Raw genomic sequence first — 23877 nt, 5'->3', positions numbered from 1 at the left:
ATGACGTCGTCGCGTTAATCTTCCCGTCAAAGGGGAGGTTTCACCATGTTTCGTTTTGCTCTGGCCGCTCTGGCCATTCTGCCTGTGCCGCTCTTCGCGGGCACGCTCAAAACCGTCGAAGTCGCACCGAACACCTATGCAATCGAGGGTCCTTTCGGGCAGCGCGATGCTGAGAACCTCGGCAATAACGCGACCTTCGGGCTGATCGTGACGGATGAGGGCGCGGTGCTGGTGGATGCGGGCGGCACCTACAAGGGGGCGGCGGCGCTCGATCAGGTGATTGGCACGCTGACCGATCAGCCGGTGAAATACGTGATCGACACCGGCGGGCAGGATCACCGCTGGCTCGGCAATGGCTACTGGAAAGAGCATGGCGCCGAGATCATCACCTCCGAGGATGCGCTCGCCGACCAGAAAGCCCGCGCCTCGCTGGAGCTGACGATGCTCGACGCGCTGGTCGGACAAGAGGCGCTCGCGGGCACCGAACCCGTCTATGCCGATACGACCTTCGACGAGAGCTACACGCTCACCCTCGGCGGGCGCGAGATCGAGATCACCCATCCCGGCCCCGCCCACACGCCCGGCGACAGCTTCGTCTGGCTGCCCGCAGAGAAGGTGATGTTCACCGGCGATATCGTCTTCGTGGGCCGCATCCTCGGCGTGCTCGACATGTCCTCGTCAATCGGTTGGGTCGAGGCCTTCGAGGCGATGGCCGCCTATGAGCCCGCTCATGTCGTTCCGGGCCACGGCCCCGCCACCGACCTCGCGACCGCGACGAAGGACACCTATGATTACCTGACCAATCTGCGCAGCCAGATGGCCGATTATATCGACGAGGGTGGCGACATCATCGGCTCGGTCAATGTCGACCAGTCCCAGTTCGAATATCTCGAGGATTTCGACACGCTCGCCAAACGCAACGCGCAGGCGGTATTCAGCCAGATGGAATGGGAATGAGCCGGGTGGACGCCGGCGCCCCGGGGGCCTAGTCTGACGGCTGCCTATGACACCGGAGCTTCGATGACCGACACCCAATATCAGGTTCTCGCCCGCAAGTACCGTCCCGAGACCTTCGCCGACCTGATCGGACAGGCGCCGATGGTGCGCACGTTGAAGAACGCCTTCGCAGCCGACCGGATCGCGCAGGCTTTCATCATGACGGGGATTCGCGGCACCGGGAAAACCACCACGGCGCGGATCATCGCCAAAGGGCTCAACTGCATTGGCCCCGACGGCAACGGCACCCCCACGACCGACCCGTGCGGCGAGTGCGAGCATTGCCGCGCGATCATGGAAGGCCGCCATGTCGACGTGATGGAGATGGATGCCGCCTCGCGCACCGGTGTGGGCGACATCCGCGAGATCATCGAGAGCGTGCATTACCGGGCGGCCTCGGCACGCTACAAGGTCTACATCATCGATGAGGTTCACATGCTGTCGACGAGCGCGTTCAACGCGCTCCTGAAGACGCTCGAGGAACCGCCCGCCCATGTGAAGTTCATCTTCGCGACCACCGAGATCCGCAAGGTGCCCGTCACCGTGCTCTCGCGCTGCCAGCGCTTCGACCTGCGCCGGATCGAGCCCGAGGAAATGATCGCGCTGCTGCGCCGGATCGCCGATGCGGAAGGCGCCGAGATCGCCGATGACGCGCTCGCGCTGATCACCCGCGCCGCTGAAGGGTCCGCCCGGGATGCGACGTCGCTGCTCGATCAGGCGATCGCGCATGGCGCAGGCGAGACCACCGCGGAACAGGTCCGCGCGATGCTGGGTCTGGCAGACCGCGCCCGCGTCCTCGATCTGTTCGACATGATCCTGCACGGTCAGGCTGCCGACGCATTGACCGAACTTGCCGCGCAATATGCCGATGGCGCCGATCCGATGGCGATCATGCGCGATCTGGCCGAGATCACCCATTGGGTTTCGGTCATCAAGGTCACGCCCGAAGCCGCCGAAGACCCGACCGTGCCGCCCGAAGAGCGCAATCGCGGTCAGGAAATGGCGGCCGCGCTGCCGATGCGGGTGCTCTCGCGGCTCTGGCAGATGCTGCTCAAAGCGCTCGAAGAAGTCGCGAGCGCGCCCAATGCGATGATGGCGACCGAGATGGCCGTGATCCGCATGACCCATGTGGCCGACCTGCCCGACCCGGAAACGCTGATCAAGAAGATCCAGCAGGGCAGCACGAACACGCAAGCCGCAGGCCGGGGTCCCGCGCCCTCGACCGGACCGGTCCATGGCGCGACGCTGCGCGCCCGACGTGCCGGTGGTGGGGCCGTCGCCGCCGCAGCCCCTGCCCCGCAGCACGATCCGATGGCCGACGCGCTCGCCCGCTTCGCGAGCTTCGACGACGTGGTCGACCTGATCGCCCGGATGCGCGACATGACCCTGCTGCTGGAGGTCGAGAGCAATCTGCGTCTCGTGAATTACCGCCCCGGCCGGATCGAGTTCGAACCGACCCCGCAGGCCTCGCGCGATCTCGCGGCGACGCTCTCGGCACGGCTGCAAGGCTGGACCGGTGCACGCTGGGGCGTCTCGGTCGTCTCCGAAGGCGGCGCGCCCACGATTGCCGAGGTGAAGGCCGAGGAAATGGCGAAGGCCGAAGCCGAGGCGATGAAGAACCCGCTGGTCGCAGAGATCTTCGCCCGCTTCCCCGGCGCGAAGATCGAAATCCTGCCCGAGGAAGATACCGCCGCGATCGAGGCCGAGGCCCTGGCCGAGGTCGAAGACGAATGGGACCCCTTCGAGGAAGGCTGAACCACGCCAAGGGAGGCCCTGCGCGATCGCACGCGCCGCCCTGCCGCGCCGTTTTCCCGCCTTGTCCCTTGTCCCTTCGCGCAGCGATGCGTATCTCTCACTCAAGCCAAACGTGACGGAGAAAGCGATGTTCAAGGGATTGGGCGCCATGGGCGACATGGCCAAGATGATGAAGGCCGCCAAGGAAATGCAGGAGAAGATGGGCGAGCTCCAGGAAGAGCTCAAATCCATCGTCGTCACCGGCGAGGCCGGGGCCGGTCTCGTGCAGGCCCGCGCCACCGCGAAGGGCGAATTGACCGGGCTCTCCATCGACCCCTCGATCCTGCAGGCCTCCGAAAAGGAAGTCGTCGAAGACCTGATCCTCGCCGCGATCAAGGACACGCAGGAAAAGGCCAAGTTCCGCGAGCAGGAAGAGCAGAAACGCCTCCTGCGCGAACTCGGTCTGCCCGAGAACATGGACCTGCCGGTCTGATCCGGTGAGCGGCGCGCGCGACGAGATAGAGGCGCTGATCGCCCTGATGGCGCGGCTGCCGGGGCTTGGTCCCCGCTCCGCGCGGCGCGCGGTGCTGCATCTGATCTCGAAACGCGCGCAGCTGATGGGCCCCTTGGCCGAGGCGATGGCGCAAGTGGCCCGCACCGCGCGCGAATGTGAGCGCTGCGGCAATATCTCGACGGCGCCGATCTGCGACATCTGCGAAGACCCCAAACGCGCCACCGGCGAGATCTGCGTGATCGAGGATGTCGCCGACCTCTGGGCGATGGAGCGCGGCCACGCCTTCAAGGGCCGATACCACGTCCTTGGCGGCACGCTGTCTGCGCTCGATGCGATCGGGCCGGAGGACCTGCGCATACCCGACCTGCTCGAACGCGCCACCGAGGAAGGCATCACCGAGGTGATCCTCGCCCTCAACGCCACCGTCGAGGGCCAGACCACCGCGCATTACATCGCCGAGGCGCTCGAAGGGCGCGGCATCGCGGTCACCAGCCTTGCCCAAGGCGTGCCGATCGGGGGCGAGCTGGATTATCTCGACGACGGCACGATCCAGGCGGCGCTGCGCGCCCGCAAAAGCTTCTGATGGGCACCCGGCCCGAGACGGAGGCGCTACTGCGCGACTGTCTCGGCGACCGGATCGCGACCCGACCGATGTTCGGCGAATACGCGGTCTATATGGGCGGCAAGACGGTGGCCCTTCTCTGCGATGACACGCTGTTCGTGCGCCAACTCCCCGAGGCAACGCGCTATCTCGAAGACAGCGGCCACGCACCCGTCGCAGGCAAACCCTATCCGCGCGCCAAGGATCACTGGCAGATCGACCCGGACCTCTGGGAAAAAGCCGACTGGCTCGTGGGCCTTCTGAGCGTGATCGAAGCCGCCCTGCCCGCCCCCAAACCAAAGCGCAAACCCAAACCGAAAGCCTAATCCCGGCGCCCCTTCGGCTTGGCAAAAATATCCCCGCCGGAGGCATCCGACCTGTGCCGTCCCGATCACCTTCCGGCAAGGGAGCGCCATCGGCGGGATTGTCGCCATTGAACCCGCCCGCGCCCGCCGTTATCAGTTCTTCAAATCCCCCAACGAGAATTGCGAGCGTCGCCCCGATGATCCGCCTCTACCATGTCGCCCTCTCCCCGTTCTGCCGCAAGGTCCGCCTCACGCTCGCCGAGAAGAAACTCGAGGTCGAGCTCGTCGAGGAACGCTACTGGGAACAGCAGCCCGATTTCCTGCGCCGCAACCCGGCGGGTAAGGTCCCGGTTCTCAAGATGGACGGCATGATGATGGCCGAGAGCCAGGCGATCTGCGAATATATCGACGAGACCCATACCGACGCGCCGCTGATGCCGCGCGATCCCGCCGCGCGCTACGAGGTGCGCCGTCTATGTTCTTGGTTCGACGACAAGTTCAATTCCGAGGTCACCGCGCGGGTCATGGGCGAGCGGGTCTGGAAGAAGGTCCGCAAGGAAGGTTATCCGGACAGCAAGACGGTGAAGGCGGGCCTTACGGCGATCAAGTATCACCTCGATTACATGGGCTGGCTGCTGGAACAGCGGCGCTGGCTTGCAGGCGACGTGATGACGCTCGCGGATTTCTCGGCGGCCGCGCATCTGAGTTGCCTCGATTATATCTCCGACGTCGACTGGAACCGGCAGGAGGCCGTGAAGGACTGGTATGCGAAGATCAAGTCGCGCCCGGCCTTCCGCTCGCTACTGGCCGATCAGCTCCCCGGCATGCCGCCCGCGTCGCAATATGCGGAGCTGGATTTCTAAGCGCCGCGCGCGTCCTACCCAACATCGCCATACTTTCACTGCGCCGTCCGACCCGTTCGGGCGGCGCAGTCATTTGGCGCGGCACGGTTCTGGCTCACGCAAAGGTGCGCGCCTCACGAATTTCAAACAATTGATTTAATCACTCGCTTCGCTACCTCAGGGACAGGCCCAAGCCGATCCAGAGCTTGGCCCGGACTGCAAAGCGAGGACTGCCATGCCCCACCCTGTGCTGATCGTGGGGGCCGGCCCGACCGGTCTCACCGCCGCTTACGAACTGGCCCGCCACGGCGTGCCCGTCCGATTGATCGAGAAATCTGCAAGCCCCGCCACCACCTCGCGCGCGATCGCGGTTCAGGCCCGCACGCTGGAGATGCTGGCGCAGCGCGGTCTGGCGGACGCCCTTGTGGCGCGCGGCGTGCAGACCCGGATCGCGCAGTTCTATGGCGAGGGCGCCCCGCTCTTCCGGCTCGACTTCGCCCATCTCGAGAGCCGCTTCCCCTATATCCTCTTCGTCTCGCAGGTCGAAACCGAGGCCGTGCTGCGCGAGGCTTGCGCAGCCCTCGGAGTGGAAACGGAATGGAACACCGAACTCGTCGCCATCGCCCGCGAGAGCCATGACGGACAGGCGCGACCCACAGCGGTGCTGCGCGGACCCGGCGGCACGCTCGAAGAGCTGCACCCCGATTGGATGATCGCCAGCGGCGGGGCGCATAGCCTGATCCGCCGCACGCTCAATCTGCCCTTCGAGGGGAAATCGGTGGGTCAGGGTTTCGTGCTCGGCGACCAGAAGGTCAGCGGCGCGCTCGCCCCCGAGGAATTGCATATCTTCTCCTCCAGCGACGGCTTTCTGGGCATGTTTCCCTTGGGTGGCGGACGTTTCCGGCTCATCGCCTCCGATGTGGCGGGCAGCGAGCAGCCCGACCTTGCAACGCTGCAGCAGGTCTTCGACGCCCGCGCCCATCTGCCTGCGACGCTCCATGACCTCACGTGGTCCTCGCGTTTCGCGATCAACAGCCGGATGGTCGGGACGCTGCGCGTCGGGCGCTTCCTGCTGGGCGGCGATGCCGCGCATATCCACTCTCCCGCGGGCGGTCAGGGAATGAATACGGGCATGCAGGACATGATGAACCTCGGCTGGAAACTCGCGCGGGTGATCGAGGGGACGGCGCCCGACAGCCTGCTCGACAGCTATGAGGCCGAGCGCCTGCCGGTGATCCGTGACCTGCTGCACGGGACCGAAGCGCTGACCGCCAACATGGCCTCGACCTCGCCGGTGCGCCGGATGCTGATCGACCATATCAGCCCCTATCTCGGCAGCCGCGATCTCGTGCAGGAGAAAGTCGCGGCCCGGATGGGCCAGATCGCGATCGGCTATGAGGGCGGACCGCTCGCCAACGGCCCGCATGCGCGCGGCACCATCGCACCGGGTGCGCGGCTTCCCGACTCGCTCTTGGAGGTGGCGCGCGATGGGGTATGGCACCCGGCCCACGCGCAAGATCTGGTCGATCCGTCGGGCTTCGTCCTGCTCTGCGCGGGGGATGGTCCCACCCCGCAGAGCCGCTTTGCCAAAAGCCTGAAACTGCGCCCTGCCCCCGATCACGCGGAGGCGTTCGCGCAGATCTTCGGACGTGACGGCGCGGCGGTGCTGGTGCGACCCGACGGATATGTCGCACTGAGCGCGCCGCTTGCCGACACGGCCCGCGCGGTGGCGGCTTACGCGGAGGCGCATTTCGCCACCTAACGCGTGCTGCCCCGCCCCTTGTCTTGCTCGCCCGGCTCCGAAAGGATACGGCGACGACGCGAGCCGGGCCGCATTCGTCACGCGCCGAGGGGGCTCTGCCCCCGCCGGCCTGCGGCGCGGCCCCCCGGGATATTTGGACCAAGGCGAAGCCATGAGTGCGGAGTTGAAAGCGCGGTTGATCGAGACGGCCCTTGCCGAGGGTTTCTCGAAGGCGCGCATCACCACGCCTGACGCGATCCCGCAGGCCGCCGAGCGGCTGGCCGCCTTCGTGGGCGCAGGGATGCATGGCCAGATGGGCTGGATGGAAGAGCGCATGGGCTGGCGCGGAGATCCCACGGCGCTGTGGTCCGAGGCACGCTCGGTGGTGATGCTGGCCGAGACCTACACGCCCGAATACGACCCGCTGGACCTGCTGAAGGCCCGCGATCACGGGGTGATCTCGGCCTATGCGCAGGGCAAGGACTACCATGATCTGGTGAAGAAGCGGCTCAAACGCGTCGGACGCTGGTTGCTCGATCAGGCGCCCGAAGGTGAGGAGATCAAGGTCTTCGTCGACACCGCCCCGGTGATGGAAAAGCCGCTGGGCGAGGCCTCGGGGCTGGGCTGGCAGGGCAAGCACACGAACCTTCTGGCGCGCGATCTGGGCAGCTGGTTCTTCCTCGGCGCGATCTTCACCACGGTGGAGCTGCCGCCCGACGCGCCGGAGATCAGCCATTGCGGGTCGTGCACGGCCTGCCTCGACATCTGCCCGACCGAGGCCTTTCCGGCACCCTACCAACTCGATGCGCGGCGCTGCATCTCCTATCTGACGATCGAGCATAAGGGGCCGATCGACGAGGAGCTGCGCGCCAATATGGGCAACCGGATCTATGGCTGCGACGATTGTCTGGCCGTCTGCCCGTGGAACAAGTTCGCCGCAGAGGCGCGCGAGGCGCGCTATCACGGCGGCGTCGGTGCGCCGCCCCTGGCGGAGCTGGCAGCGCTCGACGATGCGGGGTTCCGGGCGCGGTTCTCGGGCTCGCCGATCAAACGGCTCGGGCGCGACCGCTTCCTGCGCAATGTGCTCTATGCGATTGGAAACTCTGGCGATCCGGGTTTGGCCGAGGCTGCGCGCCCGCATCTGGACGATCCCGATCCAGTGGTGGCCGAGGCTGCGCGATGGGCGCTCGACCGGCTGGAGCAAGCAGCGTGACGAAACCGATTGTCACGCCCCGCTCACGGCCTATCTGATCGCGGTCATGACACCCGTTACCACCCAGACCCCTCGCCCACTCCTCGGGATCGCGCTGAAGCTCGGCACGGTCACGGGCTTCGTCATCATGCAGGCGCTGATCAAATCGGTCTCCGACCGGGTGCCGCCCGGCGAGGCGGTGTTCTTCCGGTCTTTCTTCGGCATTGTGCCGATCCTGCTCTGGTTGCTGTGGCGCGGTGAGCTGCAGGGCGGGTTGCGGGTCGAAAAACCGATCAACCACGTCATGCGCGGCGTCGTGGGAACCACCGCGATGGCGCTGAGTTTCGCAGCCCTCGCCTTCCTGCCGCTGCCCGAGGCGACCGCTCTGGGCTATGCGGCCCCGCTGCTGACAGTCGTCTTCGCGGCGGTCTTGCTGGGCGAGACGGTTCGGGTCTTCCGCTTCTCGGCGGTCGGGCTGGGCATGGTGGGCGTTCTGATCGTGCTCTGGCCCCGGCTGGGCGGCAGCGGGCCGGAAGGCGGGGCGGAGGCGCTTGGTGCGGGGCTGGCACTGGCGGGGGCTACATGCGCGGCGCTCGCGCAGATCCAGATCCGCCGCATGGTCGGGTCGGAGCGGACCTCTGCCATCGTCTTCTGGTTCTCCTGCACCGCCTCGGTGCTCTCGCTGGCCTCCCTGCCCTTCGGCTGGGTCGTGCCGACTGCGTGGGAGGCGACGCTTCTGATCCTCGCAGGGCTGATCGGCGGCACCGGGCAGATCATGCTCACCTCGGCCTATCGCTTCGCCGATGCCTCGCTGGTGGCCCCTTTCGATTACGCCTCGATGCTGCTGGCGCTGGTGATCGGCTACACCATTTTCTCGGAAGTGCCGACCCATGCGACCCTCGCCGGGGCCGCGCTCATCATCGCGGCAGGTATCGCGATCATCCTGCGCGAGCATTGGCTGGGGCTGGAGCGCAAGCGCGCGCGCAAGGCCGCGACGCCCCAAGGCTGAGCGCCGATCCGCCTGCGACAAAAAACCCATCTGCCCCTGCGTCACGACTCAGTCGAACCGTGCTATAGTGCGGTCATCAGAGGCGATGACGAGAGGAGGAAGATATGTCCCGTCACATCATCGACCGCGCCGAACTCAAGGCGGAAGGGCCGCGCGTGAAGCGGTTTCTCGAATTGCAGCGGCGCGAAGGCATCCACCCGGCGATCAAGGAGCTCAGCAAACGCGGGCGGCCCGATCACGGCGCGCGGATGAAACAGTTCCTGCGGATCGAGCGGGCCGAAGCCACCTGACCACCTGACTTACGCTTGAGAGCTATAAAAACGCGAAAGGGCGTGCCGGGGGGCACGCCCTTCTGTTCTCTCGACCGAGGCGCGGATCAGGCACGCACGAGTTTTTCGTAGGTTTCGGCGATGTCGCGGGTCAGCGCGCCGACCTCGAAGTTGAAGTCGCGGATCTGGCTGACCGGGGTCACCTCGGCGGCGGTGCCGGTAAGCCAGCACTGTTCGAACTCGGCCAGTTCGGTCGGCTCGATCAGACGTTCATGCACCGTGATGCCCTTTTCCTTCAGCAGGCCGATCACGGTCTGACGGGTGATCCCGTTGAGGAACACGTCGGCCTTGGGCGTGTGAACCTCACCGTCTTTCACGAAGAAGATGTTCGCGCCGGTCGCCTCGGCCACGTAGCCGCGCCAGTCCATGAACAGCGCGTCCGAATAGCCGCGATCTTCGGCGGCGTGCTTCGACATGGTGCAGATCATGTAGAGACCGGCGGCCTTGGCTTCAGCGGGAATGGTGCGCGGATCGGGACGACGCCACTTCGCGATGTCGAGCTTGGCGCCCTGCATCTTCGCATCGCCGTAGTAATTGCCCCATTCCCAGCCAGCGACGGCCAGACGCACGGGGTTCTTGCGTGCCGAGACGCCCATATCCTCGCCCGCGCCACGCCAGGCCACCGCACGCACATAGGCGTCGGTCCAGCCATTGGCCTTGAGCATGTCGTATTTGGCCTTTTCGATCTCTTCGACCGAATAGGGGATTTCCATGTCGAGCAGTTGCGCCGATCTGCGCAGGCGGGCCGAATGCTCTTCGCCTTTGAAAATCTTGCCGTTGTAACAACGCTCGCCTTCGAAGACGGAGGACGCGTAATGCAGCGCGTGAGTCAGGATGTGGACATTGGCGTCGCGCCACTCCACAAGCTGTCCATCCATCCAGATCTTGCCGTCACGATCGTCATACGAGCCCGACATCTTACTCTCCTTGCAGTCACGCCATTTTACGAATATTGCGCAACTTGCGTCCGAAGTGGACACTTTGTTGCGTCAAAACTGCTCTGCGGTAGCAGTTGAGTCTTGGATAGTCAACAAGGCTGACATAAAGTCACGCAAAAGAGAGGGACGATATGGCAGATAGCGGAAGCCCCGGGGGCGAGACACTTCTTTTTCTGACGGACGAGCAATTGCGCAAAGGCATCGAGGCGATGTTCTTCGCCTATCGCGCCTTTACCGCCGATCCTGACCGTCTGCTCGAAGAATATGGCTACGGGCGGGCGCACCACCGCGCGCTGCATTTCATCAACCGCCAGCCGGGGCTGACCGTGACCACCCTGCTCGCGGTTCTGGGCGTGACCAAGCAATCGCTCAACCGGGTGCTGCGTACGCTGATCGAGGACGGGTTGGTGGAAAGCCGCGTCGGCACCCGCGACAAGCGCGAGCGGCGGTTGCATCTGACCGCTGAAGGGGAAACGCTGGAACGTGCGCTGTCGGAAGCGCAGCGCGGGCGGATGCGCTCTGCCTATCGCGCGGCGGGGCCGCAGGCGGTGGCAGGCTTCCGGCAGGTGCTGGAGGCGATGATGGGCCCCGACTTACACAAGCTCTATCAAATGATGAAAGACGACTGATGCCCTACTCGGCCGACCCTCATCTCCTTATCGTCGACGATGACGAGCGCATCCGGACGCTTCTGAAGAGCTTTCTGCAGCGCAACGGTTTTCTCGTCACTGCCGCGCGCGACGCGGCCCATGCGCGGTCGCTGCTGTCGGGGCTGGAATTCAGCCTGATCGTGATGGATGTGATGATGCCGGGCGAGGACGGGCTGTCGCTGACCCGCGATCTGCGCGCCAGATCGATCGCGACGCCGATCCTGCTGCTGACGGCGCGCGGCGAGACGCGCGAACGGATCGAGGGGTTGGAGGCGGGAGCCGACGACTATCTCGCGAAACCGTTCGAGCCGAAGGAATTGCTGCTGCGGATCAACGCGATCCTGCGCCGGGTGCCGCAGGAGACCGAGAGCGGCCCGAAATATCTCTCGCTGGGCCCCCTGAAATACGATCAGGAGCGGGGCGAGCTGTGGGATGGTGATGCGCTGGTGAAACTGACCGCGACCGAGGTGCAGCTGATGCGCATCTTCGCGACTCATGCGGGCGACGTGGTCAGCCGCACGGAACTGATCGAGGAATTGGGCCGCGAGCGCGGCAATGGAGAAGAAGGCGGCGGCGACCGTGCGGTCGACGTTCAGATCACGCGCCTGCGCCGCAAGATCGAGCGCGACCCCCGCGAGCCGCGCTATCTCCAGACGGTGCGCGGTCTGGGTTACCTGCTCGCCCCCGACTGAATGGAATGAAGGCGGATACTACATATTGAGGGGCCCCTGTGCGGCGTACGAAAGGCGTCGCGTAGGGCTCGCTCATCTTCAAAAATACGAACCTGTTGTTTGTTTTACATGTCACGAATCGCTTTTCCCCAGTCGGGAGCGGTATTTGCGTGTCGACCTTGCCGTACGGGGCCCATCCCCGGTGCGCATGGCCATTGACCTTGGGTGATCTGTTGCACGAGCGACAATTAACTGCCCCTCAGCACAAATTCAGTTGATTGTGTTCTGGACTGACAAATTCGTGATTGGTATGAGAGCGGCCATGTTTGGCGGCACCTCGCGACGTGCCCCGGCACGTCACTATCGGCCCCCTCGCGGGCCCGGGAAGGAGAGACAACGTGTCCCACGCAGATAATAACGCAGGCACCCGGAGGGATTTCCTCTACTACGCCACCGCCGGCACCGGCGCGGTGGTGACCGGCGCAGCCGTCTGGCCGCTGGTGAACCAGATGAATGCCTCGGCCGACGTCAAGGCGCTCTCGTCGATCTATGTCGACATCTCGGGCGTCGAGACCGGCACGCAGCTCACGGTGAAATGGCGCGGCAAGCCGGTCTTCATCCGCCGCCGCACCGAGGAAGAGATCGAACTGGGGCGTGAAGTGCCGCTCTCCGATCTGGTCGACACCTCCGCCGAGAACGCGAACAAGCCGGGCGCCGAAGCGACCGACGAGAACCGCACCCTCGACGAAGCGGGCGAATGGCTGGTGATGATCGGCGTGTGCACCCACTTGGGCTGCGTGCCGATCGGCAACGGCTCCGGGGACTACCACGGCTGGTTCTGCCCCTGCCACGGGTCGCATTACGACACCGCCGGCCGGATCCGCAAAGGCCCCGCACCGCGCAATCTCGATATCCCGGTGGCCCAGTTCACCGATGAAACCACCATCAAGCTGGGCTGAGGAGGCATTTAAATGTCGGGCATTCCCCACGACCATTACGAGCCCAAGACGGGCTTCGAGAAATGGACGCATAAGCGTCTTCCGATCATCGGACTGATCTACGACACGATCATGATCCCCACCCCCAAGAACCTGAACTGGTGGTGGATTTGGGGCATCGTGCTGGCCTTCTGCCTCGTGCTGCAGATCGTCACCGGCATCGTTCTGGTGATGCATTACACCCCGCATGTCGATCTGGCCTTCGCCTCGGTCGAGCACATCATGCGCGACGTGAATGGCGGCTACATGCTGCGCTACATCCACGCGAACGGCGCCTCGCTGTTCTTCCTCGCCGTCTATATCCACATCTTCCGCGGCCTCTATTACGGCTCCTACAAGGCGCCCCGCGAGATCACCTGGATCATCGGCATGATCATCTACCTGTGCATGATGGGCACGGCGTTCATGGGCTACGTTCTGCCCTGGGGTCAGATGTCCTTCTGGGGCGCGACCGTGATCACCGGCCTGTTCGGCGCGATCCCGGGCATCGGCGAGTCGATCCAGGCCTGGCTGCTTGGCGGCCCGGCGGTGGACAACGCGACGCTGAACCGCTTCTTCTCGCTGCACTACCTGCTGCCCTTCGTGATCGCGGCGCTCGTCGTCGTTCACATCTGGGCCTTCCACACCACGGGCAACAACAACCCGACGGGCGTTCCGGTCCGCACCGGCTCGAAAGCGGAAGCCGAGAAGGACACCCTGCCCTTCTGGCCCTACTTCGTGATCAAGGACCTCTTCGCGCTCGCCGTGATCCTGCTGGTCTTCGCCGCGGTCGTGGGTTTCATGCCGAACTATCTCGGCCACCCCGACAACTACATCGAGGCGAACCCGCTGGCGACGCCCGCACACATCGTGCCGGAATGGTACTTCCTGCCGTTCTACGCGATCCTGCGCGCCTTCACCTCGGACGTCTGGGCCGTGATGTTCGTCAACTGGATCACCTTCGGCATCGTCGACGCGAAGTTCTTCGGCGTGCTCGCGATGTTCGGCGCGATCCTCGTGATGGCGCTGGCCCCGTGGCTCGACACCTCGAAAGTGCGCTCGGGCGCCTACCGCCCGATGTTCAAATGGTGGTTCTGGCTGCTGGCGATCGACTTCATGGTGCTGATGTGGGTGGGCGCGATGCCGACCGACGGGATCTACCCCTACATCTCGCTGATCGGCGCGACCTACTGGTTCGTCTATTTCCTCGTGATCCTGCCGCTGCTTGGCCTGATCGAGAAGCCGCAACAGATGCCGGCGACGATCGAGGAAGACTTCAACCACCACTACGATATCAAATCGGCTGAATGAGTAAGGAAGAGGGACACCAAATGAAACATCTTCTGATCTCTGCCCTGTCGGCGCTGGTGATCGGGGCAAGCGCCCTGACCTCCCCGGCGATAGCGGCCGAAAGCGGCGAAAGCCATGTCGAGGATATCGACTTCTCCTTCGAGGGCCCCTTCGGGACCTTCGACCAACAGCAGCTGCGCCGCGGCTTCCAGGTCTACCGGGAGGTCTGCTCGGCCTGCCACGGCCTGCGCTATGTCGCCTTCCGCACGCTCGCGGATCAGGGCGGCCCGATGATGGACCCGGCCTGGGTGCGCGCCTATGCCGCCGAGTTCACCGTGATGGACAAGGAAACCGGCGAAGAGCGCCCCGGCAAGGAGACTGACCACTTCCCGTTCATCTCCGGCATGGGCATGGGTCCGGATCTGTCGCTGATGGCGAAAGCGCGCGCGGGCTTCCACGGCCCCTACGGCCTCGGCATCAACCAGTTCTTCCGCGGCATCGGCGGCCCCGAGTATATCTACTCGGTTCTGACCGGTTACACCGGCGAAGAGAAGGAAGAGGCAGGCTCGTATTTCTACGGCAACCACACCTTCCCGGGTGGTTGGATCGCCATGCCTCCGCCGCTCTCGGAAGACCTCATCGAATATGAGGACGGCACGCCCGCCACCGTCGAACAGATGGCTCAGGACGTTGCTGCCTACCTGATGTGGACTGCCGAGCCGAAGCTGGAATCGCGCAAGCGCTGGGGCTTCGTCGCGGTGCTGATGCTGGCGGTGCTGAGCACGCTCCTGTACCTGACCAACAAGAAGCTCTGGGCGCCGCATAAGGGCAAGAAGTTCGACCTGTAAGCCCGGGCTCGACCTGCTAGACTGATGAACGCCCCCTCGCCCGCGAGGGGGCGTTTTCCGTTCTCTGGAGATGCCTGATGTCCACCCGCCCCCCCGGCTTCGCGCCCCTGCCCGACCCGCCCTATTACGCGGTGATCTTCGCCTCCCTGCGCGGGGCAACCGATGAGGGCTATGGCGCGATGGCCGAACAGATGGCCGCGCTCGCCGCAGAGCAGCCCGGATATATCGGGATGGAGAGCGCACGCGATGGAACAGGCTTCGGCCTGACCGTCAGCTACTGGGCCGACGAGGCCGCGCTGATCGCGTGGAAGGCTGTGGCGAAGCACCAGCTCGCGCAGCAACTCGGCAAGGACCGCTGGTATCGCCACTACGCGCTACGCGTCGCCAAGGTCGAACGCCAGTATGACGGGCCCGAGGGGCGCTGAAATTCTCCCTCTGCTGACGCGGCGCAAAGCGTCCGCGCTCTTGGATGTCGGGGGCAAGCGGGCTATCTGGGAAGGGACAAGAGGAGTAACAATGCCCGACATTTCCGAGCTGCCCCATATCAGCCCCGCCTCCCGCGCCCCGCGCCTGTGCGTGCTGATCGACGCCGATAACGTCCCCGCCGGATATGCCGAAGCGATCTTCGAAGAGATCGCCTCGCTGGGCGAAGCCTCGGTGCGCCGCATCTACGGCGACTGGTCGGCGCAGCGCCTCGCGGGCTGGGCCAAGCGCGTGGCCGAACTGGGCCTCGTCGCGGATCAGCAATTCGCCAATACGAAGGGCAAGAACGCCTCCGATATCGGCCTCGTCATCGCGGCGATGGATTTCCTGCATTCGGATCTGTTCGACGGCTTCGTGCTGGTCTCCTCGGACAGCGACTTCACCCGCCTCGCCGCCCGCATCCGCGAGCAGGGGCTGGACGTCTATGGCATCGGCGAACAGAAGACGCCCGAGGCCTTCCGCAAGGCCTGCAAACGCTTCATCTATGTCGAGAACCTCGGCAATGGCGACAGCACCACCGACACCACCGCCAAGCCGACTTCGGACAAGACCAGCAGCACCAGCGCCCCGAAATCTTCGGGCGGCAAGCAGGAGCCCAAAGCCGCGATCCCGATCATCGTCAACGCGATGAAAGCGATCGGTCTCGAAGAGGAATGGTATTCGCTGGGCCAGCTCGGCCAGTTCATCACGCAGGCCAACCCGGATTTCGACACCCGCACCTATGGCAGCGCGAAGCTGTCGGACCTGCTGATCAAGACGGGCCGCTTCCAGTTGCAGCGCGGTGAAGGCAATCAGTGGATGGTGCGCGATCTGGCCTGATCAGGCCTTCGCCCCGTAGCGCGCAAGGAACATCGCGACCGCACCCCGGATCACGCGCTCTTTCTGCTCGCCGGAGAAGCTGTCGCAAATCCCGAACAGAAGCTTCGGGTGCAGCTCCGACTTGCACAGCTCGATGAAGAGGTAGGCGGCAAGGTCGATATCGTCGATCACCAGCTCGCCCCGATCGGCAGCGCAGCGCAGATAGTCCATCAGCAACTCATGCACCAGTTCCGGCCCCGCCGCGTAGAAGGCGCGGCCCAGTTCGAGAAACCGCTCGGATTCGGCGACGCAGAGCCGATAGAGCCCCTGATTCAGCTTGCAGCTCATCGAGTCGACGATCTGCGCAGCGGCGAGCGACAGAACCACCTCGGGCGCCGCACCGAAATCGATCGTGGCGACCGCGCTGTCGGTCTGCTCTTTCAGTTGCGAGCGCACGACCTCGACGAACATCAGCCGCTTATCGGGGAAATAGCTGTAAAGCGTGGCTTTCGACACGCCCGCTTCCTTGGCGATGTCATCGACCGAGGCCCCGTCGAACCCGTCACGCAGAAAGATCGTCCGCGCCCCTTCGAGCACCTGATCGAACTTGCGCCCGCGATTGATCTGATCTGCCTGTGACATCTGCCCTCCGGTCCCGGGAAACGCCCCCGGGGCTCGCAGAATAAACCGGGCGGTTCACATCCCGCAAGGTCGCGCACGCCACGTCATAGCACTCTGCATCGGCGCCCGGCAGACCGCTGCCTGTCTTCGGCTTGGCCAAAATATCCCGGGGGGCTCCGAAGGAGCGGGGGCAGAGCCCCCTCTTGCCTCGATAATATCGCCCTCCGGCGAAGGGGCAGCGCCCCCTCAGCCGATCGTGCCGCGGACACCGCCGGTCTGCGCCCGATCCATCAGGAACTGATCAAGGATCACACAGGCCATCATCGCTTCGGCCACCGGCACCGCGCGGATGCCGACACAAGGGTCATGACGGCCCTTGGTGATCACCTCCACCTCTTCCCCCGCGACATTGACCGAGCGGCGCGGCGTCAGGATCGACGAGGTCGGCTTCACCGCAAACCGCACCGTGATCGGCTGGCCCGTGGTGATCCCGCCAAGGATGCCGCCTGCGTGGTTCGACAGATATTCGACGCCCTCGGGGCCCATCACCATCTCGTCGGCATTCTCCACGCCGGTCAGGGCTGCCGAGGCCATGCCCTCGCCGATCTCGACGCCTTTCACGGCGTTGATCGACATCATCGCTGCGGCCAGTTCGGTATCCATCTTGGCGTAGATCGGCGCGCCCAGACCTGCCGGGCAGCCCTCGGCCACAACTTCGATCGCGGCTCCGACCGAGTTCTGGCCCTTGCGGATCGCGGCGAGGTAATCGGCCCATTCATCCGCAGCCTCCGCATCGGGCAGGAAGAACGGGTTTTGCAGGATCGCATCGCGGTCGAATTTCGCGCGGTCCAGATGTTTCGCGCCCATCTGCACCATGTAGCCGTAGATCTGCAGATCGGGGATCAACTGGCGCAGCGCGGCCTGCGCGACACCGCCGGCGGCCACACGCGCCGCCGTCTCGCGCGCGCTGGAACGCCCGCCGCCGCGATAATCGCGGACACCGTATTTCTGGTGATAGGTGATATCGGCATGACCGGGGCGGAACTGCCGCGCGATCTCGCCGTAATCCTTCGAGCGCTGATCGGTATTCTCGATCATCAGCTGAATCGTCGTCCCGGTCGTCTTTCCCTCGAAGACACCCGACAGGATGCGCACCGCGTCGGGCTCCTTGCGCTGGGTCGTCTCCTTCGACTGGCCCGGACGGCGACGGTCGAGGAATTGCTGGATGAACGCCTCGTCGATCTCGATGCCGGGCGGGCAGCCGTCCACCGTCGCGCCAAGCGCGGGCCCGTGGCTTTCGCCCCAGGTGGTGACGCGGAACTGATGACCGAAAGTGTTGAACGACATGGGACACGCGCCTCGCAGGTTTCCTTCGGCGCTGGCTTAGCAAGTCAGGGGCTGCGAGGCAACGCGCATGGCATTCGGTGCGGCACTCTCCGTCACGGCCTTTGGCCGCTCACTCCACCGCGCGGATCAGCTTGCGCTCGAGCACGCGCAGCACCTGGTGCAGATCGTGGCCGCGCCGCAGCACCTGCCCCTGCTGCCCGATCACCGCATATTGCCCCTGTTTCGAGCGCAGCGCGGGCCGTTTCTCGATCCGATAGATCGGCACTTCGGCGGCGCGGCGAAAGATCGAGAAAACCGCGACATCGCGCAGGAAACTCATCCCGTAATCGCGCCACTCTCCGGCCGCGACCGCGCGCCCGTAAAGCGACAGGATCACGCCAAGCTCGGAGCGATCGAAAGCGATCTGCTCCGGCACGCCGGAAGGGTTCGGATGGGGGGAAGGCGTTTGAACCGTCATTTACAAAGGGTACATCGCGCGTGGCGCAAATCAAGCCCACCCGCGCTAAGGTTGCATGCGCCTTTGCCGCGCCGGAATAAGACCGCGAAAATGCCTGATTTCCTGCGCCTTCCTGCCGGGTTTCCAAGCCACCTTCAATTCAGCGGAAAACGCTAAAAGCCCGACGGTGCGGTAAACAGCCCCCACCCAGTTCGTATCGTCGGGCGCTTTTCCCTCCTGCAGAAAAGCCCCGTGTCCTGGTCAGACACGGGGCTTTTCCTTTTCCCGATCCGTCGCACTCTCTGCCCTAGTAGCAGCGCACCGCCGCGATCGTGCCGCTCTCGTCGATCTCGAAATTCACCCGATCCGGGGCGTAATCCATCGTCACCGCATCGCCCGGATGAATGATGCGATGGGGCCGTGCGAGGGTGAGCCCCGCCAGCACCGATTCAGGCCGCCCTTCCAGCGCCGCAAGTCCGGGCGGTGGACAGGCGCCGGCCGCGGGCGGACCCGAACGGGGTGGCATGCGGTGCGGCTGGCAGGCCGCGACCCCGAAAGCCGCTACGCCCAATGTGACGATCAGACCGATCCGCGCCCTGCTCCGTTCCATCAGGCTCACCCGCAATCGATGTTGTAGACATTCCCGCGCGAGTCGAGCCGGAAGACGACGCGCTGCGGGTTGTAGACCTGATCCTCTACGCCGCGCCATTCCACGATGCGATAGGGTTTGGTGATCCCCAGCGTCTGAATCTGCGCCGCTGGCTGGCCGAGGACCGAGGTGTAGTTCACCGCGCCACAGGTGTCGGGCTCACGTTCCTGCAGGCCGCCTTTGGTGAGGGTGACAGGCGGAGTGACATAGGGCGCGGGCGCTTCGGCCTGAGGCGCGGGAGAGGCGCTATCCGAGGGGGTCTCGCTCATCGGCCCCGCGGGATCGCAGGCCGCAAGCGCCAGCATCGAACCCATGACGAAAAATCGTTTCAACATGTCGCACCCTTCATTGCATTGGCCGCGCCGATAACGCAGGCTATTGCGGAATTTATACAAGGAGTATGCGCCCATGAGAACCCGTGCCGCAGTCGCGCTCGAGGCGGGAAAACCGCTCGAAATCATGGAAGTGGAGCTGGAAGGCCCGAAAGCGGGCGAAGTGCTCGTCGAGATCAAGGCCACCGGCATCTGCCACACCGACGAATTCACCCGCTCGGGCGCTGACCCCGAGGGCATCTTCCCGACCATCCTCGGCCATGAGGGCGCGGGCATCGTGCTCGAAGTCGGCGAAGGCGTGACCACGCTGAAGCCGGGCGATCACGTGATCCCGCTCTACACGCCAGAATGCCGCGAATGCCCGTCCTGCCTCTCGGGCAAGACGAACCTATGCACTGCGATCCGCAACACCCAGGGTCAGGGCCTGATGCCCGACGGCACGACGCGTTTCAAGATGCTCGATGGCACGCCGATCTATCACTACATGGGCTGCTCGACCTTCGCGAACCACACGGTGATGCCCGAGATCGCGCTCGCCAAGGTCCGCGACGACGCGCCGTTCGAGAAGATCTGCTATATCGGCTGCGGCGTCACCACCGGCATCGGCGCGGTGATCAACACCGCTGGCGTCGAGATCGGCTCGACTGCGGCGGTCTTCGGCCTCGGCGGCATCGGTCTGAACGTGATCCAGGGCCTGCGCATGGCGGGTGCTGACATGATCATCGGCGTGGACCTGAACGACTCGAAAGAGGAAATGGCGCGCAAGTTCGGCATGACCCATTTCGTGAACCCCTCGAAATCGGACGTTCCGGTGGTGCAGCAGATCGTCAACCTGACCAAGACCGAGCGCGACCAGATCGGCGGCGTGGACTATTCCTTCGACGCCACGGGCAATGTGCAGGTGATGCGCGACGCGCTGGAATGCTCGCACCGCGGCTGGGGCGTGTCGGTCATCATCGGCGTCGCACCCGCGGGGGCCGAGATCGGCACCCGCCCGTTCCAGCTCGTCACGGGCCGGACGTGGAAAGGCACCGCATTCGGCGGCGCCAAGGGTCGGACCGATGTGCCGAAATTCGTCGAGTGGTACATGAACGACAAGATCGAGATCGACTCGATGATCACCCACACTATGCCGCTCGAAGACATCAACAAAGCCTTCGATCTGATGCATGCGGGCGAGTCGATCCGCTCGGTCGTGATCTACTGACCCCAAGGCCGGGGGCGCTGCCCCCGGACCCCCGGGATATTTGGACCAAGGCGAAGACAAAGGAGTGATCTCCCCTTCGCTCTTGGTCAAATATCCCCGGGTGAATTCGCGCCAGCGAAGAGGGGCAGCGCCCCTAGCTTCCCAGATAATCCCGCAGCGCAGGTGGCGGATCGTCGAGAAGCGGTCCGGTCTCTTGCGGCGCATGGGCGCGCCCCTCGGCCACCAGAACCGTCTGCGGGCAAAGCGCCCGCGCATCCTCGGGATCGTGGCTGACCATCAAGACTGTCGTGCCCTGTTCGCGCGCGATCTCGGCCACCAGCGCCAGCATCTCGGATTTCAGCGCGGGCCCCAGCGCCGCGAAGGGCTCGTCCAGCAGCAGGATCGGACGGCCACGGAGCAGCGTCCGCGCGAGCCCCGCACGGCTTTGCTGCCCGCCCGACAGCGCGCCGGGTTTGCGCCTCTCCATCCCCTCAAGGCCCACACGCGCCAGCGCCGTCTCGATCCGGGCGCGGTCGGTGGCGTCGATCTTGCCTTTCGGGTTCAGGCCGAGCGCGAGATTGGTCTCGAGCCGCAGATGCGGGAAGAGGTTCTGATCCTGAAACAGGATCGAGAGCGGGCGCTCCCCCGGTGGCATCGCGGTGATGTCCTCGCCCTGCCAGAGGATGCGGCCACTTGCGGGCGACAAGAACCCCGCGATGGCGGAAAGCAGAGTCGACTTGCCCGCCCCGGACGGGCCGATCAGCGCGATGCGCGCACCGGTCTGGATCGTGAGGTCGGCATCGAGGCGGAAATCGCCCTGTGTGAGGGTCAGTTTATCGAGGGTCAGCATAATGCCCCGCGCGGTCGAGCGCCCAAAAAAGCGCGAAGGTGAGGATCAGGAGCAGGCTCGCAGCGCCCGCCGCCTGATCCATGCGATAAGAGCCCATGAGCTGGAAAAGCGCCAGCGGGAGGGTGCGGGTCTGCCCGTCCGAGAACAGCGTGATGACGCCCAGATCGCCCATCGAGAAGGCTGCGGCCAACCCCGCCGAAAAGCCCAGCGGCCGGGCAAGACGCGGAACCGTCAGCAGGCGCAGCCGGGCAAAGCCGCTCAGCCCGAGCGATGCGGCGAGCCGGTCGTAATCGGTCTGCAGCGTGCGGATCTCGGGCATCAGGATGCGGGTCGCAAAGGGCACCGAGAGCGCGGCATTGGTCAGAAGCACCATCGGCAGGGCGAGGTCGGTGGGGTTCACGAAGGGCCGCGCGATCAGGAAAGCGCCAGTGCCCATCACGAGGCTCGACGCGGTCATCGGCAGCATCGCCGCGATCTCCGCCCAGCGTTGCCGCGTGGCGGCCAGCGCAAGCGGCAGGGCGATGGCAAGAGTGATCACGGTCGAGGCCAACGCGATCACCAGCGAGGTCAGCGTGGCGGGCCAGATCATCTCGGGCAGATCGGCCAGCGCAGGCAGCCCACGGGCAAAGACCGCCCCGATGGGGAGCAGCAGGAAGACGGCCGCCAGAAGGATCGCGAGCGTATCGAAGGCCACGCGCTCCGCCCCCCCGGACAACTGCGGGATCGGCGTGGCGCGGCGATCGTGCCCCGCACCAAAGCTCGACGGCAGTGTGGCGCGCGCCGCGATCAGCAGCGCCGCGACCGAGATCGCCACCTGCACCAGCGCAATGCTCGCCGCGCGGCCCATGTCGAAATCGAAGCGGAAGGCCTGATATATCGCGAGTTCCACCGTGGTCGCGCGCGGCCCGCCGCCCAGTGTCAGAGCGACCGCGAACGACGTCAGGCAGACGAGGAAGATCGCGAGAAACGCGCCGGGCAGAACGCTGCGCTGCATCGGGCGTTCGAGGTGGCGGGTGACCTCGGCCGGGCCGAAGCAGAGGGTGGCCGCAAGGCGGAACCGCTCGGCCGGGATCGCCTCCCAGCCGTGCAGGATCATCCGCGTGGCCAGCGGCAGATTGAAGAAGACATGGGCGATGATCACGCCCTGCGCGCCATAGATCGAGATCGGGTCGATGCCGAAGGGCGCAAGGGCCGCATTGACCAGCCCGCGCCGTCCGAACACCGCGATCAGCCCGAAGACCGCCACGATCACCGGCAGGATGAAGGGCGCCCCGAGGAGCGAGATCAGCAGCCCCCGCCCCGCAAAGCGACGCCGGTGCAGCGCGCGGGCGACCGGGATCGCCAGCGCGCAGGAGATCAGCGCCGACAGCGCCGCCTGCCAGAGCGTGAAGCGGATCGCGGCGAGATCGGTCTCGCGCAGCCCCGTCAGCCCGCCCGCTCGGAACGTCACCGCCGCCAATGTGCCAAGGACGAGCGCGGCCAAAGCCGCACCCGCCAGCACCGCCCAGAGGGGCGCGCGTCTTATTTGGAGAAGGCGCGTTGCCATTCGTCCAGCGCCGGACCGCGCAGTTTCTCGGCCTCGGTCTCACCCAGATAGAGCGTCTTGTCGGGCATCGGCAGGTTGCGGAACACCTCGGGCAGCTGGTCATGCGGCAGCTTGGCCGGGAAGGACCAGTTCGCCGTCGCGATCATGCCCTGAAAATCGGGGCTGAGCACGTAATCAAGGAATTTCTGCGCCAGCTCGGGATGCTTCGAGGTCTTCAGCTGCGCGACCAGTTCGGGGGTGAAGTAATGCCCCTCGGGGAAGATCGCGGCGACCTTGCTGTCATCATCCTCGGCCATGATGTGATAGGCGGGCGAGGTGACGTAGCTGAGCACCATATCCGCCTCACCATCGGTGAACATGCCGTAGGCCTCCGACCAGCCCGGCGTCACGGTCAGCACCTTGGGCGCGATTTTCGTCCACGCCTCTTCGGCCTTGTCGCCATAGATGTCCTTCACCCACAAGAGCAGCGACAGACCCGCGACCGAACTGCGCGGATCCTCGATGACGATCTTGTAGGCGTCGTCGGGCGCATCCAGCAGGTCCTGGAAGCTCGCGGGCGGGTTTTTCAGCTTGGTCTTGTCATAGACGAAGGCCAGCTCCGACCAGTCGAAGGGCAGGAAGATCGGATCGTCCCATTTGACCGGCATCGTCAGATCGGAGGTATCTTCGTTATGCGGGGCGAACAGGCCCGTGGCGCGCGCCTTCGCAGTCACGTCGGTGTTCAGGCCGATCGCGATATCGGCCTGCGTCTTGTCGCCTTCGAGCAGGATACGCGGCAGCACATCGCCCGCTACGAATTTCAGATCGCAATCGCAAGTCGCCTCGAACCCCTTCTCGATCGCGGGGCCGGGGCCCCATTCGCTCGTGAAATAATCGGGCGCATAGACGGTGAGCACGGGCTTATCCTCGGCCGCCGCCATGGTGGCGATCAGGCTCAGGGCTCCCGCAAGCATCAGGTGGGTTTTCATGCCTCACTCCTTGGGCTTGCCGGG

The 23877-nt window shown here is 65.1% G+C and carries 27 protein-coding genes; 18 read left to right on the top strand and 9 right to left on the bottom strand.

From position 1 onward, the window contains the following. The first annotated feature begins 45 nt into the window (after positions 1 to 45). The 10 genes from F8R15_RS12990 to F8R15_RS12945 all read left to right on the top strand — a co-directional run bounded on the left by F8R15_RS12990 (position 46) and on the right by F8R15_RS12945 (position 9224). The gene (locus F8R15_RS12990; protein WP_152844853.1) at positions 46 to 957 is read left to right on the top strand and encodes an MBL fold metallo-hydrolase; all 912 of its coding nucleotides are present in this window, start codon (positions 46 to 48) and stop codon (positions 955 to 957) included. A gap of 63 nt (positions 958 to 1020) precedes the next feature. Continuing rightward, positions 1021 to 2751 (top strand): DNA polymerase III subunit gamma/tau, encoded by a 1731-nt coding sequence (locus F8R15_RS12985; protein WP_152844852.1) that lies wholly within the window; start codon positions 1021 to 1023, stop codon positions 2749 to 2751. Positions 2752 to 2878: 127 nt separating this feature from the next. Then, positions 2879 to 3223: a YbaB/EbfC family nucleoid-associated protein gene (locus F8R15_RS12980; protein WP_078520159.1), complete on the top strand. Its 345-nt coding sequence runs from the start codon at positions 2879 to 2881 to the stop codon at positions 3221 to 3223. Between the two features lie 4 nt (positions 3224 to 3227). Continuing rightward, positions 3228 to 3827 carry a recombination mediator RecR gene (gene recR / locus F8R15_RS12975; RefSeq protein ID WP_078520160.1) on the top strand — a complete coding sequence of 200 codons (600 nt, stop codon included), beginning with the start codon at positions 3228 to 3230 and terminating at the stop codon, positions 3825 to 3827. Continuing rightward, a complete protein-coding gene (locus tag F8R15_RS12970) occupies positions 3827 to 4171 on the top strand; it encodes a TfoX/Sxy family protein (RefSeq protein ID WP_152844851.1) in 345 nt (114 codons plus the stop codon). The genes recR and F8R15_RS12970 overlap by 1 nt, the downstream gene beginning before the upstream one ends. Positions 4172 to 4347: 176 nt before the next feature. Further along, positions 4348 to 5013, top strand: coding sequence for a glutathione S-transferase family protein (locus F8R15_RS12965; RefSeq protein WP_152844850.1), 666 nt, complete (start codon positions 4348 to 4350; stop codon positions 5011 to 5013). 214 nt (positions 5014 to 5227) lie between these two features. After that, on the top strand, positions 5228 to 6754 hold the full coding sequence (locus F8R15_RS12960; RefSeq protein WP_152844849.1) for an FAD-dependent oxidoreductase: 1527 nt from the start codon (positions 5228 to 5230) through the stop codon (positions 6752 to 6754). 151 nt (positions 6755 to 6905) lie between these two features. After that, a complete protein-coding gene (queG, locus tag F8R15_RS12955) occupies positions 6906 to 7946 on the top strand; it encodes a tRNA epoxyqueuosine(34) reductase QueG (protein WP_152844848.1) in 1041 nt (346 codons plus the stop codon). 46 nt (positions 7947 to 7992) lie between these two features. Continuing rightward, the gene (locus F8R15_RS12950) at positions 7993 to 8934 is read left to right on the top strand and encodes a DMT family transporter (RefSeq protein WP_152844992.1); all 942 of its coding nucleotides are present in this window, start codon (positions 7993 to 7995) and stop codon (positions 8932 to 8934) included. 104 nt (positions 8935 to 9038) lie between these two features. Beyond that, positions 9039 to 9224 (top strand): hypothetical protein, encoded by a 186-nt coding sequence (locus F8R15_RS12945; RefSeq protein ID WP_078601701.1) that lies wholly within the window; start codon positions 9039 to 9041, stop codon positions 9222 to 9224. A gap of 86 nt (positions 9225 to 9310) precedes the next feature. Here the strand turns inward: F8R15_RS12945 and F8R15_RS12940 are convergent, their stop codons facing one another. Next, positions 9311 to 10180 (bottom strand): branched-chain amino acid aminotransferase, encoded by an 870-nt coding sequence (locus tag F8R15_RS12940; protein WP_078542809.1) that lies wholly within the window; start codon positions 10178 to 10180, stop codon positions 9311 to 9313. Positions 10181 to 10332: 152 nt separating this feature from the next. Between F8R15_RS12940 and F8R15_RS12935 the strand changes: the two genes are divergently transcribed. The 7 genes from F8R15_RS12935 to F8R15_RS12905 all read left to right on the top strand — a co-directional run bounded on the left by F8R15_RS12935 (position 10333) and on the right by F8R15_RS12905 (position 15939). Then, positions 10333 to 10830 (top strand): MarR family winged helix-turn-helix transcriptional regulator, encoded by a 498-nt coding sequence (locus tag F8R15_RS12935; protein WP_075775697.1) that lies wholly within the window; start codon positions 10333 to 10335, stop codon positions 10828 to 10830. Next, positions 10830 to 11543, top strand: a complete 714-nt coding sequence (locus F8R15_RS12930) for a response regulator (protein ID WP_152844847.1) — start codon at positions 10830 to 10832, stop codon at positions 11541 to 11543. Before F8R15_RS12935 ends, F8R15_RS12930 begins: the two co-directional genes overlap by 1 nt. A 377-nt stretch (positions 11544 to 11920) precedes the next feature. Then, the gene (gene petA / locus F8R15_RS12925; protein WP_078520169.1) at positions 11921 to 12481 is read left to right on the top strand and encodes a ubiquinol-cytochrome c reductase iron-sulfur subunit; all 561 of its coding nucleotides are present in this window, start codon (positions 11921 to 11923) and stop codon (positions 12479 to 12481) included. Between the two features lie 12 nt (positions 12482 to 12493). Then, positions 12494 to 13810 carry a cytochrome b gene (gene petB, locus F8R15_RS12920; protein ID WP_152844845.1) on the top strand — a complete coding sequence of 439 codons (1317 nt, stop codon included), beginning with the start codon at positions 12494 to 12496 and terminating at the stop codon, positions 13808 to 13810. A gap of 20 nt (positions 13811 to 13830) precedes the next feature. Beyond that, positions 13831 to 14637: a cytochrome c1 gene (locus tag F8R15_RS12915; RefSeq protein ID WP_152844844.1), complete on the top strand. Its 807-nt coding sequence runs from the start codon at positions 13831 to 13833 to the stop codon at positions 14635 to 14637. A 77-nt stretch (positions 14638 to 14714) separates the two neighbouring features. After that, positions 14715 to 15062 (top strand): antibiotic biosynthesis monooxygenase, encoded by a 348-nt coding sequence (locus tag F8R15_RS12910; RefSeq protein ID WP_152844843.1) that lies wholly within the window; start codon positions 14715 to 14717, stop codon positions 15060 to 15062. A gap of 91 nt (positions 15063 to 15153) precedes the next feature. Then, complete coding sequence (locus F8R15_RS12905; protein WP_078571977.1) at positions 15154 to 15939, top strand: NYN domain-containing protein; 786 nt, start codon at positions 15154 to 15156, stop codon at positions 15937 to 15939. Here the strand turns inward: F8R15_RS12905 and F8R15_RS12900 are convergent, their stop codons facing one another. The 5 genes from F8R15_RS12900 to F8R15_RS12880 form a co-directional block, all read right to left on the bottom strand. Next, positions 15940 to 16560 carry a TetR/AcrR family transcriptional regulator gene (locus tag F8R15_RS12900; RefSeq protein ID WP_152844842.1) on the bottom strand — a complete coding sequence of 207 codons (621 nt, stop codon included), beginning with the start codon at positions 16558 to 16560 and terminating at the stop codon, positions 15940 to 15942. A gap of 225 nt (positions 16561 to 16785) precedes the next feature. Next, entirely contained in the window at positions 16786 to 17886 is a 1101-nt protein-coding gene (gene aroC, locus F8R15_RS12895) for a chorismate synthase (protein ID WP_152844841.1), read from the bottom strand. A 109-nt stretch (positions 17887 to 17995) separates the two neighbouring features. Then, a complete protein-coding gene (locus tag F8R15_RS12890; protein WP_152844840.1) occupies positions 17996 to 18343 on the bottom strand; it encodes a DUF2794 domain-containing protein in 348 nt (115 codons plus the stop codon). A 286-nt stretch (positions 18344 to 18629) separates the two neighbouring features. After that, positions 18630 to 18932 carry an I78 family peptidase inhibitor gene (locus F8R15_RS12885; RefSeq protein WP_172976222.1) on the bottom strand — a complete coding sequence of 101 codons (303 nt, stop codon included), beginning with the start codon at positions 18930 to 18932 and terminating at the stop codon, positions 18630 to 18632. Between the two features lie 5 nt (positions 18933 to 18937). After that, entirely contained in the window at positions 18938 to 19306 is a 369-nt protein-coding gene (locus F8R15_RS12880) for an I78 family peptidase inhibitor (RefSeq protein ID WP_152844838.1), read from the bottom strand. Between the two features lie 73 nt (positions 19307 to 19379). Between F8R15_RS12880 and F8R15_RS12875 the strand changes: the two genes are divergently transcribed. Beyond that, positions 19380 to 20510 (top strand): S-(hydroxymethyl)glutathione dehydrogenase/class III alcohol dehydrogenase, encoded by a 1131-nt coding sequence (locus F8R15_RS12875; RefSeq protein ID WP_152844837.1) that lies wholly within the window; start codon positions 19380 to 19382, stop codon positions 20508 to 20510. A gap of 133 nt (positions 20511 to 20643) precedes the next feature. On the opposite strand, the gene F8R15_RS12870 is transcribed toward F8R15_RS12875, so the two are convergent. The 3 genes from F8R15_RS12870 to thiB are packed head-to-tail and all read right to left on the bottom strand — an operon-like array spanning position 20644 to position 23853. Beyond that, positions 20644 to 21339, bottom strand: coding sequence for an ATP-binding cassette domain-containing protein (locus F8R15_RS12870; RefSeq protein WP_152844836.1), 696 nt, complete (start codon positions 21337 to 21339; stop codon positions 20644 to 20646). After that, complete coding sequence (locus F8R15_RS12865) at positions 21323 to 22885, bottom strand: thiamine/thiamine pyrophosphate ABC transporter permease ThiP (RefSeq protein ID WP_152844835.1); 1563 nt, start codon at positions 22883 to 22885, stop codon at positions 21323 to 21325. Before F8R15_RS12865 ends, F8R15_RS12870 begins: the two co-directional genes overlap by 17 nt. Further along, the gene (thiB, locus tag F8R15_RS12860; RefSeq protein ID WP_152844834.1) at positions 22861 to 23853 is read right to left on the bottom strand and encodes a thiamine ABC transporter substrate binding subunit; all 993 of its coding nucleotides are present in this window, start codon (positions 23851 to 23853) and stop codon (positions 22861 to 22863) included. Before thiB ends, F8R15_RS12865 begins: the two co-directional genes overlap by 25 nt. Between the last annotated feature and the right edge of the window lie 24 nt (positions 23854 to 23877).

Origin of the sequence: Thioclava sp. JE_KL1 (genome assembly GCF_009296265.1) — a bacterium.
Taxonomy (GTDB): domain Bacteria; phylum Pseudomonadota; class Alphaproteobacteria; order Rhodobacterales; family Rhodobacteraceae; genus Thioclava.
This window is presented reverse-complemented; position numbering and strand designations above follow the sequence as displayed.